We start from the raw sequence: 12,914 nt of genomic DNA on the forward strand, positions 1-12,914 counted from the left end.
CCCAAAGCCGGCGGGTCGCCGTCGGGCCCGGGGCCACCCTTGCTGACGTGGACCGGGCCACGGCCGCCCAGGGCCTGGCGGTACCGCTGGGGGTCATCAGCGGCACGGGAGTGGCGGGACTTACCCTGGGCGGCGGCGTGGGCTGGCTGACCCGGACTGCGGGGCTGAGCCTGGACAACCTGGACGCCGTGGACGTGGTCACTCCCGCGGGGGAGCATGTGCACGCCAGCGCCGAGGAGAACCCGGAGTTGTTCTGGGGAGTGCGCGGCGGCGGCGGGAATTTCGGTGTGGTGTCCTCCTTCACCTTCCGCGCCCTCCCCCTGCCGGCCGCACCGCTGGGCGGCAACTTCTTCTACCGGCCGGACAACTGGCGCAGCGGCCTCCTCGCGTTCGAAGCGTGGACGCGCGACCTGCCGGACGAGATGAATCCGATCCTCTCGTTCCTGGTGCTCCCGGCCGATTTCGGCATGGGCAGCGAGCCCTGGATGGCTATCGGCTTCGCCTGGGTTGCCGAGGACCACCAGGCCGGCCTGGCGCTCGCGGACCGGCTTCGCGCCGCCGCCCCGCCCGACGCCGAGGAGGTGGGACCCACCTCCTGGCCCGAATGGCAAAGTGCCATGGACCCGGTGTTCCCGAAAGGCTCACGCGGCTACTGGAAGAACGTCTCGTTCTCCCGCCTGGACGAGGAAGTGGTGGACGCCGTGCTGGGCTTCGCCTCCGAGCTGGCCTGGGAAGGAACGGGCATCGATATCCACCATCTCGAAGGTGCCTTCGGGCGGGTGCCCGAGAACGCCACCGCGTTCCCGAACCGGTCCGCCCGGTATTGGCTCAACGTGTACGGGTTCTGGCGTGACGCGGCGGAGGACGAACGGCTGACAGCCTTCGCCCGCAAGGCCTACGCTGTGATGCAGCCGTTCGCGGAACAAGGCGAATACGTCAACTTCCTGGGAGCGGAAGTGGGAGTGCAGGCGCCGGACGCCGCCCGCAGCGCCTACGGACAGGATAAGTACCAGCGCCTCGTAGCCCTCAAGGACCGTTACGATCCGCAGAATCTCCTGCGCCTGAACCACAACATCACGCCGTCGGGCGGCTAGCACGCCGATGCGGCCGGCAGCGGGCAAAAAAATAGAGCCCCCTGTCGGATTCGAACCGACGACCCCCGCTTTACAAGAGCGGTGCTCTGGCCAACTGAGCTAAGGAGGCGTGCCCTTGCGGGCGGCGCCTGAACGGCGCTACATAAGGTTAGCCCAAGTCCTCCCGGTGGTAAAAACGCCGGCCTAGTCCAGGGGCGGGAGAACCACCGGGCGCAGGAAACGGGGCAACAAAAAAGGGCCCGCCGCCGGAACTGATCCGGCAGCGGGCCCTCAAACCGTTAGGCCTTGGCGTCGATCGCGGCCTGGAGGAAATCGGGGAACGGGGTCTGGGCGCTGTCGCCCTTGCCCCACTGCTTGCCGTCCACAAAAACGGTGGGGGTGCCGGTGACGCCGATGGCTGCGGCTTCCTTGGTGGTGAACTTTACGAACGGGCGGTAGGTCTTCTCATCCACGCAGCTGTTGATGTCCACACCCATGTCGGAAGCCATGCTCTTGAGCCGGTCGTCCGAGAGCCCGGCACCGCCTTCTGCCGGCTGGTTGGCGAAGAGCGCGTCCACGAACTCCGCGTATTTCTCCGGCGATTCGTTCACAACGCACGCGGCGGCGTTCGCTGCCCGGGACGAGTAGTTGGTGGTGGAGCGGGTGTCGAGGAACCCGAGCGCCCGGTATTCCACCGTAATCTTGCCCTCGTTGCGCAGCGACGTGAGCTGTTCGTTGTACTGCGCCTCGAAGTTCTTGCAGACCGGGCAGATGAAGTCGATGTAGAGGACCACCTTGACCGGCTTGCCCGCTTCGGCCTCGGCCCCGGGTGCCACTACTTCCGCCGGCGGAGCCTGCGGCGGCTCGCCAACCGAAGCCGCGTCAACGGTGGCCGGATCCAGCTTGGCAACCTCGGTGTTCGCCAGGAGCGTGACGCCGCCGTGCACGTTGCCGTTGGCCGGCGTGGGTCCCTGGTCCGCGACGGGCGCGTTCTGCTTCATCGAAGTGGTCACCACCAGCGCCACCACTACCAGGATGGCCACCACGGCGGCCACAATCCCCCACCCGATCAGCAGCTTGTTGCGCTTGTCCTTTTTCAGCTGCGCTTCACGGATCAGCCGCGCTTTTTCGCGGGCCTCCGCGGTGCGCTCAGCCTTGGACTTACGTACTTCGTTTGCGGGGCTCATGTGTTCCTTGGGTCGATCGACGAGGGGGACCAGTTCGTGGCAACCCCCTCATTTTAGGTCAGAAAGCTGAGAGCTTGCTGTTTCAAGTATTCTTCCGGCTTGACCAACGGACGAATAGCACCGAAGATTCCGTCCCGTTAGGGTGGGCTAAGAGGCACAAGCAACCCCAGGGGGCCGCAATGCAAACACCCGTCCAGGAAAAACCCGACGCCGCAGCCGCACCAGGCACCGCCGGCCCGGGCTCCAAGGCAGAGACAAAGTACGACTTTATGGTGGTCTCGAACAGACTGCCCGTGGACCGCGTCGCTCCCGGCGAAAACGGCGACGACGGCTCCGGATGGCGGCGGTCCCCCGGCGGACTGGTCACGGCACTGGCGCCCATGATGACCAAGACCGACGGCGCCTGGGTGGGCTGGCATGGCGCCCCGGATGAGACCGTGGAACCGTTCAGCCACGGCGGCATGGACCTGGTGCCCGTCCAGCTCAGCGCGGACGACGTCGAACTGTACTACGAAGGCTTCTCCAACGCCACGCTGTGGCCGCTCTACCATGACGTCATCGCGCCGCCGGAATTCCACCGCACCTGGTGGGACGCCTACCGCGCGGTGAATAAAAGGTTCGCCGACGCCGTCGCCAGCCACGCCGACGACGGCGCCACAGTGTGGATCCAGGACTACCAGCTGCAGCTGGTGCCGCGGATGCTCCGCGAAGCGCGGCCCGACCTCAAGATCGGGTTCTTTAACCACATCCCGTTCCCGCCGCCCGAAATTTTCGCCCAGCTTCCGTGGCGCCAGGCCATCATCGACGGCCTCCTCGGCGCCGACCTGGTGGGGTTCCAGCGGCCCAGCGACGCCGGCAACTTCATGCGCTCTGCCCGCCGCTTCCTGGGCGCCAGCGTCAAGCAGCAGCAGGTGCATGTCAAGGGCCAGGACGGCGAAATCACCCATATCGCCAGGGCCCAGGCGTTCCCCATCTCCATTGACGTCCAGCAGATCAGCGAGCTGGCTGCCAAGCCGGAAATCATTGAGCGGGCACGGCAAATCCGCCAGGACCTCGGCAATCCCAAAACCATCCTGCTGGGTGTGGACCGCCTGGACTACACCAAAGGCATCCGGCACCGCCTGAAGGCGTTCGAGGAACTCCTGGCCGACGGCAGGCTGTCCGTCAGCGACGCCACCCTGATCCAGGTGGCCAGCCCCAGCCGCGAGCGGGTGGAGCAGTACCGGCTCCTGCGCGAGGAGGTGGAGGGGACTGTGGGCCACATTAACGGCACCTACGACACCCTCGAGAACACCGCCGTCCGCTACCTGCACCACAGCTACCCCGTGGAGGAGATGGTGGCCCTGTACCTGGCCGCCGACGTCATGCTGGTGACTGCGCTGCGGGACGGCATGAACCTGGTGGCCAAGGAGTATGTCACTGCGCGCACCAACAACGACGGAGCGCTGGTGCTCAGCGAATTCGCCGGCGCAGCCGACCAGCTCAAGCAGGCGCTGCTGATAAACCCGCACGATATCGACGGCCTGAAGAATGCGATCATGCGCGCCGTGGAGCTGTCCCCCCGGGACGCGTCGCGGCGGATGCGGGCCATGCGCAAGCAGATCCTTGAGCACGACGTGGACCACTGGTCCGCCGACTTCCTGCAGGCCTTGGAGGAGAAAGTGGTGCGCGATGACACCTGAGAGCCGGACCGGCAACGGCAAGCTGGCGCTGACACCTGAGCTCCGCGAAGCCATCCGCACCATCGCCTTGACTGACCACCTGCTGGTGGCCATGGACTTCGACGGAACCATGGCGCCCATCGTGGGCCATGCCGACGACGCGCGGCCGCTTCCCCGCGCCGCCACGGCTTTCGCCGGGCTCGCAGTGCTGCCGCGGACGACGACGGCACTCATCTCCGGACGCGCCCTTGCCAGCCTGCGCAACGTCGCCTCGCCACCGGTGGACACGCTGCTCATCGGCAGCCACGGGGCAGAAGCGTGGCTGGGCCCCGGGTCGGCAGGGCTGACGCTGGACGATGAGCAGAAAGCACTGCTCGCCGAGGTCCGCAGTATCCTGGCCGACATTGTGGCCGAAGCACCCGGCACCATGCTGGAGGACAAGCCGGCCGGCGTGGTGCTGCACACCCGCCAGGCTCCCGACGACGTGGCAGCGGACGCCGTGGCCGCAGCGCGCTCGCTGCTGCAGGACCGCAAGGGCGTTTTCCTCAAAGACGGAAAGCGGGTCCTGGAAACCTCCGTGGTAAACGCCTCCAAGGGCGAGGGCGTGACGTTCCTGCGGCAGATCAGCGGGGCCAGCGCCGTCCTGTTTGCCGGCGACGACACCACCGACGAGGATGCCCTCGCACGGCTGGAGCCAGGCGATGTGGGCATCAAGGTGGGCCTCGATTTCACCCAGGCGCAGTACCGGGTGGAGGCTCCGGTCCATGTGGCGGAGATGCTCGAAGTGCTCCTGCAGGAACGGAGCCTGGCCGTCGCGGAGGAAGCGCCGCAGGAGTAGCGGTTACGAACGTCACTTGTGACGTTCGTAACATTTGCACCAATTCGAACAGTATCTGACATACTCTTCTCTGTGATGTGGCGCACAACCACCGTGCGGCGTCACTCGGTGTCTTCTGGCCTCCGCCAGGAAACACCTGCAGTACAAAACTGAACAAACATGAACCATTCACAACGGATCGTCCGGCACGTACCTGCCGGTGAAGGGATTGATAACTGTGGCTACAGTTACTTTTGATAACGCTACGCGTCTGTACCCGGGCACAGAAAAGCCCGCCGTCGATAAGCTCAACATCGACATCGCCGATGGCGAATTCCTGGTCCTCGTTGGACCCTCCGGTTGCGGTAAATCCACCTCCCTGCGCATGCTCGCAGGCCTCGAGGACGTCAACGCAGGCCGGATCCTCATTGGCGACCGCGACGTCACCGACGTTCCCCCGAAGGACCGCGACATCGCGATGGTTTTCCAGAACTACGCGTTGTACCCGCACATGACTGTGGCCGACAACATGGGCTTCGCCCTGAAGATTGCAGGCGTCTCCAAGGAAGAGCGCGCCGAGCGCGTCCGTGAAGCTGCAAAGCTCCTTGACCTTGAGCCCTACCTGGACCGCAAGCCGAAGGCACTCTCCGGCGGTCAGCGCCAGCGTGTTGCCATGGGCCGTGCCATCGTCCGTAACCCGCAGGTCTTCCTCATGGATGAGCCGCTTTCCAACCTGGACGCCAAGCTCCGTGTGCAGACCCGCACCCAGATCGCATCCCTGACCCGCCGCCTGGGCGTCACCACTGTCTACGTGACGCACGACCAGGTCGAGGCCATGACCATGGGCGACCGCGTCGCCGTGCTGAAGGACGGCCTGCTGATGCAGGTGGACACCCCGCGCAACCTGTACGACAAGCCCAAGAACGTCTTCGTGGCCGGCTTCATCGGCTCCCCCGCCATGAACCTGCTCGAACTGCCGGTCGTCGACGGCGGCGTGCAGTTCGGCGGCACGGTTTACCCCGTACCGCGCGACGTCCTCCAGGAGGCACACGGCTCCACCGTGACACTGGGCTCCCGCCCGGAGGACCTTGAGACCGCTCCGCACGGCGAAGGCCTGAAGGTAGAGGTCGACGTCGTCGAAGAGCTGGGTGCCGACGCTTACGTCTACGGCCACACCACGCTTGACGGCAAGGACCACGACATCGTGGCACGTGTCGACGGCCGCCGTCCTCCGATGAAGGGCGAGTCCATCTACGTCCGTCCGCAGTCGGGCCACGTGCACCTGTTCGACACCAAGACCGGCCTGCGCCTGGGCGACTGACAAATCTGAAACTGACGGCGGCCTGCACCTTTTCGCAATGGTGCGGGCCGCCGTCGGCCTTTAACCGTGCCCGCAGAAGAATTAGCTGGCCGCGCCTATCTACGGAAGAATTGACGCATGACCGAGGAATACAGCGCCCAGTGGCACGACGAACCCACCGACTATGCGCAGGTGGGGAAACTGCCGCGGTTTGTCGCCGCGAGTGCGGACGACGGCAAAATCGCCTCGGTCTCCAGCTCCCTGAACATCACGGCGGCGGCTGCCGATCCGGAGCTGCTGGACCTGCCCTGGCACATCGCGCTGGAGGACTGGCCGGCTGAAAACCTGGCTGCCCTCCCACGCGGCATCTCCCGGCACATCGTCCGGTTCGCCCACCTGGGCGGTTCCGTGATCGCCATCAAGGAAACCTCCGAGCATGTAGCCCGGCATGAGTACCACATGCTCCGCAAACTGGCCCGGCTGGACGTTCCCTGCGTGGAGCCGGTTGCCGTCATCACCGGCCGGACCACGCTGGACGGCAAGCCCCTGAACCCCGTCCTGGTCACCCGGCACCTGAAGTTTTCCATGCCGTACCGCGCCCTCTTCTCCCAGATGCTCCGCAAGGACACACTCACCAGGCTCATCGACGCGCAGGCGCTGCTGCTGGTACGGCTGCACCTGATCGGCTTCTACTGGGGCGACGTTTCCTTGTCCAACACGCTGTTCCGCCGCGACGCCGGCGCGTTTGCCGCCTACCTCGTGGACGCGGAAACCGGCGAGCTGTACCCGGACCTCTCCACCGGCCAGCGCGAGTATGACCTGGAAATCGCGCGCGTCAACATCGCCGGTGAGCTGATGGACCTGCTGGACGGCGGGCTGATCGAGGAAAAGGTGGACCCCGTGGCCACCAGTGAGCTCATCATGGACAGCTACCGCCGCCTCTGGGCCGAACTGACGGAAAAGGAATCCTTCGAACTCGGCGAACGCTGGCGGGTGGGCGCGCGTATCCGGCGGCTCAACGAACTCGGCTTCGACGTCGAGGAGTACGCCATCAAGACCACCCAGAACGGGTCCACCATCCAGCTCCAGCCCAAGGTAGTGGACGCCGGGCACCACATGCGGCGCCTGCTGCGGCTGACCGGCCTGGACGCACAGGAGAACCAGGCGCGCCGCCTCCTCAATGACATGGACACCTTCCGGGCGGACAACAACCCGGACATGGACGAGGAATACAGCGCGCACCTGTGGGTCAGCCAGGTCTTCGAGCCCATCGTCAGGTCCATTCCGCGGGACCTGTCCGGCAAGCTCGAACCTGCCGAAGTGGTGCACGAGGTCCTGGAACACCGCTGGTACATGTCCGAAAAGCAGGAACGGCACATCCCCCTCGCCGAAGCCGTCCAGTCCTACATCGACTCCATCCTGCGGCACCGCCGGGATGAGGCAGCCATCATGCTTAACCCGCCCACCGGGCTGCTGGAGATCCTCGAAGCGGAAACGGAAGAGTCCCGCTACGGCGGCGACGAGTCCATCGACGAGTACCCCGACGTGGACGACTAAACGCTAGATTCCCTTTCCGGGATTCAGGATGCCGGCGGGATCGAACAGGTCCTTGATCCGGCGCTGCAGTTCCCGCAGCGGTTCCGGCTGTTCCTGGCCCAGCCACCGCAGCTTGTACTGCCCCACGCCGTGTTCTCCGGTGATCGTCCCGCCCATGCCCAGGGCGGCTGTGATGGACTCGTCCAGTGCCCGGTGGAGCCGCTCCAGCGCCTCGCCGTCCACCGCGTTGTCCTTACGGTCGATCCAGAAGGTGGGGTGCAGGTTGCCGTCGCCGGCGTGCGCCACCACTTTGAGGTGCACAGCATGCTCTACCGCCATGGCTTCCAGGGCCGCCACGTAGTCCACCAGGCGGGACCGCGGAACGGCGACGTCCTCCCCCACCCGGTACTCGTCGTCCACTTCCACACCCCGGCTATGGCGCCGTAATTCCACCAGCCGCTCCGCCTCGGAACTGGCTTCAGTGGTGACGGTTGCTCCGCCGGCCGCCAGGACTTCCCGGACCATCGCGGCCTCCGCCGCTGCACCGAAGCCGTCGGTCTGGATCAGCAGCAGGGAGCTGCCGCGGGCGGTGAGGTCCGAGCCGTGGATGTCGTCCAGCTGGGCCAGTGTACCGCCGTCGAGCAGTTCCATGATGGCGGGCTGGACGCGCGCCCTGCCCACGGCCAGGACACCTGCTGCGGCCTGGCGGAAGTCCGGGTAGAAGGCGGCGATGGTGTGGACTTCCCGGGGGAGGTACTTGAGGCGCACCGTCACGCCCACCACAATGCCCAGGGTTCCTTCGGACCCCACGAAGAGCCCGGTCAGGTCGTAACCGGCCACGCCTTTGAATGTCTGGTGGCCGGTGTGCAGGAGCGAACCGTCCGCCAGGACCACGTCCAGTGCAAGGACGGAGTCCCGGGTGACGCCGTATTTAGCGCACCGCAGCCCGCCGGCGTTCGTCGCCACGTTTCCCCCTATGGTGGAGCTGCGGAAACTGGCGGGGTCCGGCGCGTACATCAGTCCGTGTTCGGCCGCGGCTTCATTAAGCACGGCGTTGATGACTCCCGGCTCCACCACTGCCGTTTCATCATCCGGGTTCAACGCCAGGATCCGGTCCATCCGCTCGAGGGACAGGATGATGCAGTTCTTGGTGGCATGGGCGCCGCCGGAGACACCTGTTCCCGCTCCCCGGGGCACCACAGCCACTTTGGCGGCGGCGCAAATGCGCATTACCGCCTGGACGTCTTCCACGGATTCGGGGAACACCACAGCCAAGGGCAGCTGGTAATCAAGGATGGGGGCCTGGTCCACCGCATACCGGGCAAGGGTGGCCTCGTGCCGGTCCACCTGTCCGTCCGCCAGGCTGGTTTCCAGCTCCTCAACTGCCACGCTTCCCACAAAGCCTCCATCCGCCGTCGCACGTTTTCCATCAGTCTATGGGCGCAAGCCCGTAACACGACTGCAAGCGCTTCCACTCCTGACCAGCGGAAACGCTGATTTCGACTGCTGTCCCTCCAAAGTATTTGTGGAAGCGTTTCCATCAATGCGCCTATACACCTAAGCTGGACCTCATGTCTGTCGAAACTTTGACACCCGCTGCGGGTCCGCTGACCCTTATCCACGCTGCCGACAACCTGCCGGGCTGGTGGCGCTCTGCCGTCATCTACCAGGTGTACCCCCGCTCGTTCCGGGACCTCAACGGCGACGGCGTGGGAGACCTCGCGGGCATTACCGAGGAACTGCCCCATTTGGCGGACCTGGGCGTGGATGCCGTGTGGCTGTCCCCCTTCTACCGGTCGCCGCAGCGCGATGCCGGGTATGACGTCAGCGATTACTGCGACGTGGACCCGATCTTCGGCACCCTCGGGGATTTCGATGTGATGATGGCCGAGTCCCACCGGCTGGGCCTGCGGGTGATTGTGGACCTCGTCCCCAACCACTGCTCCGACCAGCACGCGCTGTTCCAGGCAGCCCTGGCCGCGCCTGCGGGCAGCCCCGAGCGGGACATGTTTATCTTCCGGGACGGCACCGGACCTGAGGGACACGAGCCGCCCAACAACTGGCAGTCCCACTTCGGCGGCCCCGCCTGGACCCGGGTGACCGGCCCCGACGGCCAGCCGGACCAGTGGTACCTCCACCTTTTCGATTCGTCCCAGCCGGACTTCAACTGGGACAACCCGGCGGTGCACAGCGAGTTCGAACGGATCCTCCGGTTCTGGCTGGACCGCGGGGTTTCCGGCTTTCGGGTGGATGTGGCGCATGCGCTGGTCAAGGCGCCCGGTCTGCCCGCCTGGGGCGGACGGCCCGACGGCGGAAGCTCAGACGGCTTTCCCGGCCATGAGGCGCCGATGTTCGGGCAGCCGGCCATCCACGACATCTACCGCACGTGGCGTCAGATCCTGGACGGTTACGGCCCTGACCGGATCCTGTGCGCGGAAGCGAGCGTTGACCTTCCCCGGCTGGCGCACTGGGTCAGGCCCGACGAAATGCACCAGGCGTTCAACTTTCCGTACCTGCACGCCGGGCTGGACGTATACCGGCTTCGTTCAGTCATCACCGACTCCCTGACGGTCCTGGACAGCGTTGGGGCTCCCAGCACCTGGGTGCTGTCCAACCACGACGTCGTCCGGCATGCCAGCCGGTTCGGCTACAACGGGCAGGGGCCCCGCGACGGCGACGGCATCGGTCCGGCGGATCCGCAGCCTGACACGGCCCTGGGCCGGCAGCGCGCTGCCGCCGCATCGCTGTTTATGCTCGGGCTTCCCGGCGCGGCGTATGTCTACCAAGGTGAAGAGCTCGGCCTGCCGGACGGTATCGACATCCCCGAGCACCTGCGCCAGGACCCTACGTTCGCACGCACCGGCGGGCAGCGGCTGGGCAGGGACGGCTGCCGGGTTCCGCTGCCGTGGCGCGCCGGCGAACCCCACCTCGGCTTCGGCCACGGCGCGGACCCCTGGCTGCCCCTTCCTGCCTCCTTCGAACAATGGGCGCGGGACGTGCAGGCCGGTTCGCCGTCGTCGCACCTTGCTCTCTACCGGACCATGCTGGCGGTGCGCCGCGAGCTGGACTTAGGCCGGGGATCCCTGGCATGGGCGGAGGACTGGTGCACCGGTTCATCCCTGGCCTATGTCAACGGCGCTACGCTGGTGCTTATGAACCTCAACCACGAGCCGCTGGAGATGCCTGCCGGGCAGGTCCTGGTCCGCAGCGTCCCTTCCGGTCCTGAAGGCCTGCTGGCGTCGGGCGAAACAGCCTGGATCAGCCTTACACCAGCCCCCTGAGTATGGCGGGCATCAAGGATGTCGCGGACAAGGCGGGGCTCTCCATCGCCACCGTCTCGCGGGCACTGAGCGGCAAGTCCAATGTTTCCGCAAAGAGCCGGAAGCTGGCGCTGGAAGCAGCGGGGGAACTGGGGTTCGTCCCCTCCTACCATGCCGCCAGCCTCGCTTCCGGCCGGAACCACAATATTGGCCTGGTGGTTCCGTCAATCCACCGCTGGTACTTCTCCTCCGTGCTGGAGGGCGTGTCTGAGACTCTCCTGGACGCCGGCTACGACCTCACGCTGTACAACGTGGGCGACCAGCCCGAGCGCCGCCACAGTGTGCTGAACGATTTCCTCCTCCGCAAGCGCCTGGACGCGGTCATCGCAGTGGCTCTGGTGCTGAGCGACGCGGAAATCCAGCAGCTGCTGGCCGTCCACCGTCCCATCGTGGGTATCGGCGGCGCTTTGCCGGGGGCTTCCACCATCAGGATCGACGACGAACGCCTGGCCAGGATGGCTACTGACCATTTGATCCGGCTTGGCCACATACGAATAGGCCACGTCACCGGCGACGCAGCACTGAACCAGGACTTCAAGCTGCCCGGCATCCGCCAGGCCGGATACCAAAAGGCGATGGCGGCAGCAGGTCTGGAGATCCGGCCGGAGTGGCAGATCACCGCTGACTTCACCGTGCAGGGCGCCTACTCAGCGGCCCGCCAGTTGCTGGGCGGTGCCACCGAGCGGCCCACGGCGGTTTTTGCGGCCTCCGACGAGATGGCGGTGGGCACCATTCTCGCTGCGCGTGACTTTGGGCTCCAAGTCCCGCAGGATCTGTCCGTAGTGGGCATGGACGGACACGAGCTGGGCGAGACCTTCGGCTTGACCACCGTAGACCAGGATCCCCGGGGCCAGGGGGCCGTGGCGGCTGCGACTGCGCTGCAGCTCCTCGAGGCCGGCGCAAAGGACTCCGGGAGCGGGTCAACGCGACCCGAAGCCGACCAGGAGTTTCCTACGGAGTTTGTCATCAGGACAAGTACCGCCGTTCCCCCGGCCGACGACGGACGTCAGCGGCCCTGATCCCCGGACGCGCCCCCGCTCACCTCGGGGGCGCCCATAAAGCGGGCGTACCTGGCGAGGATTTCCGGCCAGGCCTCTACGTACCGTTTGCGCTCCGCGTGGGGATCCTCAGCCCCTTCCCAGCCTTCGTGGAAGACCCGCACCTCCGCACCCTCCCCTACTGCCTTGAAGGCAACCAGAAGCTCCGTGGACCACAGCGCCGTGGAGCCCGGGTGCCAGGTGGCATGGAAGGACAAGGGCGGCTGCCAGTCATCAAGCGTTCCCCAGATGCCGGTCCGGCCGTCGTCCGCCGTTTCGAGGATCAGGTTCTCCTCGAACTCAACATAAGAGCCTGCCCCGTAGACGCCGAATGATTCCAGCGGCCACCAGAGGTGCGTATGGTCGGTAAACCCGGCGAAGGCATGCGCCACGCTGCCGGGAACGATCACCGTGTTGACCACCGGTTCGAGGAGCTCGCCGGCCGGTTGTTCAACGCTTCCAAAGGGCTCGGCACCGTGGCTGAAGAGGCTGTTCATGCTGCACAACTTTACCCGTGCGCCCTCCTCCCCCCGGACGCTCTCTCACTTGATGCGGTGTTTGGGGTGTCGCTCTCTCACTTGATGCGGCTTCTCGGGTGACGCTCTCTCACTTGATGCGGCTTCTCGGGTGACGCTCTCTCACTTGATGCGGCTTTTCGGGTGTCGCTCTCTCACTTGATGCGGTGTTCCAGTTGCTCTTCGGTGTGGTGGAGGACGACGGCGGCTGGTTCGGGACCCTGCCCGGTGAGCCGTATCTGGTGGACGGGTGAGAAAGCGTTGAGCTCGAAGCCACATCAGCTGAGAGAGGGATCCTGGAAAGCCCGCGTTAAGTGAGAGAGGGACCGTGGAAAGCCGGCGTTAAGTGAGAGAGGGACCGTGGAAAGCCGGCGTTAAGTGAGAGAGGGACCGTGGAAAGCCGGCGTTAAGTGAGAGAGCGATCGGGAAGACCCCGCTTTAAGTGAGAGGGCGGTCGGGTATGTGGCG

10 protein-coding genes and 1 tRNA gene are annotated in these 12,914 nt (G+C 65.8%); 7 read left to right on the plus strand and 4 right to left on the minus strand.

Annotated features, from left to right (window positions below; translation table 11 throughout):
- A partial coding sequence (locus ARTSIC4J27_RS16445; protein ID WP_050056291.1) for an FAD-binding oxidoreductase occupies nt 1–1,094 on the plus strand: 1,094 nt, incomplete at its 5' end.
- A gap of 35 nt (nt 1,095–1,129) precedes the next feature.
- Here ARTSIC4J27_RS16445 and ARTSIC4J27_RS16450 read toward each other — a convergent pair.
- Together ARTSIC4J27_RS16450 and ARTSIC4J27_RS16455 are read right to left on the minus strand one after the other, a co-directional pair.
- Nucleotides 1,130–1,203, minus strand: a tRNA-Thr gene (locus ARTSIC4J27_RS16450).
- 169 nt (nt 1,204–1,372) lie between these two features.
- Nucleotides 1,373–2,260, minus strand: a complete 888-nt coding sequence (locus ARTSIC4J27_RS16455; protein ID WP_050056292.1) for a DsbA family protein — start codon at nt 2,258–2,260, stop codon at nt 1,373–1,375.
- 179 nt (nt 2,261–2,439) lie between these two features.
- Here ARTSIC4J27_RS16455 and otsA point away from each other — a divergent pair, with 179 nt between their 5' ends.
- The 4 genes from otsA (at nt 2,440) to ARTSIC4J27_RS16475 (ending at nt 7,595) form a co-directional block, all read left to right on the plus strand.
- Nucleotides 2,440–3,942, plus strand: a complete 1,503-nt coding sequence (gene otsA, locus ARTSIC4J27_RS16460; protein ID WP_050056293.1) for an alpha,alpha-trehalose-phosphate synthase (UDP-forming) — start codon at nt 2,440–2,442, stop codon at nt 3,940–3,942.
- Nucleotides 3,932–4,759, plus strand: coding sequence for a trehalose-phosphatase (gene otsB, locus ARTSIC4J27_RS16465; protein WP_050056294.1), 828 nt, complete (start codon nt 3,932–3,934; stop codon nt 4,757–4,759). The genes otsA and otsB overlap by 11 nt, the downstream gene beginning before the upstream one ends.
- 217 nt (nt 4,760–4,976) lie before the next feature.
- Nucleotides 4,977–6,059, plus strand: coding sequence for an ABC transporter ATP-binding protein (locus tag ARTSIC4J27_RS16470; RefSeq protein ID WP_050056295.1), 1,083 nt, complete (start codon nt 4,977–4,979; stop codon nt 6,057–6,059).
- Nucleotides 6,060–6,176: 117 nt separating this feature from the next.
- Complete coding sequence (locus tag ARTSIC4J27_RS16475) at nt 6,177–7,595, plus strand: DUF4032 domain-containing protein (protein WP_050056296.1); 1,419 nt, start codon at nt 6,177–6,179, stop codon at nt 7,593–7,595.
- 3 nt (nt 7,596–7,598) lie between these two features.
- Here ARTSIC4J27_RS16475 and ARTSIC4J27_RS16480 read toward each other — a convergent pair whose 3' ends face one another.
- Nucleotides 7,599–8,972 (minus strand): FAD-binding oxidoreductase, encoded by a 1,374-nt coding sequence (locus ARTSIC4J27_RS16480; protein ID WP_050056297.1) that lies wholly within the window; start codon nt 8,970–8,972, stop codon nt 7,599–7,601.
- Nucleotides 8,973–9,145: 173 nt separating this feature from the next.
- On the opposite strand from ARTSIC4J27_RS16480, the gene ARTSIC4J27_RS16485 reads away from it, so the two are divergent.
- Complete coding sequence (locus tag ARTSIC4J27_RS16485; protein ID WP_050056298.1) at nt 9,146–10,855, plus strand: glycoside hydrolase family 13 protein; 1,710 nt, start codon at nt 9,146–9,148, stop codon at nt 10,853–10,855.
- A gap of 2 nt (nt 10,856–10,857) precedes the next feature.
- Nucleotides 10,858–11,913 (plus strand): LacI family DNA-binding transcriptional regulator, encoded by a 1,056-nt coding sequence (locus ARTSIC4J27_RS16490; RefSeq protein WP_050056299.1) that lies wholly within the window; start codon nt 10,858–10,860, stop codon nt 11,911–11,913.
- Here the strand turns inward: ARTSIC4J27_RS16490 and ARTSIC4J27_RS16495 are convergent.
- On the minus strand, nt 11,901–12,428 hold the full coding sequence (locus ARTSIC4J27_RS16495; RefSeq protein ID WP_050056300.1) for an SRPBCC family protein: 528 nt from the start codon (nt 12,426–12,428) through the stop codon (nt 11,901–11,903). The genes ARTSIC4J27_RS16490 and ARTSIC4J27_RS16495 overlap by 13 nt on opposite strands.
- Between the last annotated feature and the right edge of the window lie 486 nt (nt 12,429–12,914).

This window comes from Pseudarthrobacter siccitolerans (genome assembly GCF_001046895.1).
In the GTDB taxonomy this organism is placed as follows: Bacteria; Actinomycetota; Actinomycetes; order Actinomycetales; family Micrococcaceae; genus Arthrobacter; species Arthrobacter siccitolerans.

What these genes read in the sequence shown, in the direction of transcription:
- ARTSIC4J27_RS16455 (WP_050056292.1), bottom strand. Translation starts at nt 2,260, where the DNA reads ATGAGCCCCGCAAACGAAGTACGTAAGTCCAAGGCTGAGCGCACCGCG.
- otsA (WP_050056293.1), top strand. Translation starts at nt 2,440, where the DNA reads ATGCAAACACCCGTCCAGGAAAAACCCGACGCCGCAGCCGCACCAGGC.
- otsB (WP_050056294.1), top strand. Translation starts at nt 3,932, where the DNA reads ATGACACCTGAGAGCCGGACCGGCAACGGCAAGCTGGCGCTGACACCT.
- ARTSIC4J27_RS16475 (WP_050056296.1), top strand. Translation starts at nt 6,177, where the DNA reads ATGACCGAGGAATACAGCGCCCAGTGGCACGACGAACCCACCGACTAT.
- ARTSIC4J27_RS16485 (WP_050056298.1), top strand. Translation starts at nt 9,146, where the DNA reads ATGTCTGTCGAAACTTTGACACCCGCTGCGGGTCCGCTGACCCTTATC.
- ARTSIC4J27_RS16490 (WP_050056299.1), top strand. Translation starts at nt 10,858, where the DNA reads ATGGCGGGCATCAAGGATGTCGCGGACAAGGCGGGGCTCTCCATCGCC.
- ARTSIC4J27_RS16495 (WP_050056300.1), bottom strand. Translation starts at nt 12,428, where the DNA reads ATGAACAGCCTCTTCAGCCACGGTGCCGAGCCCTTTGGAAGCGTTGAA.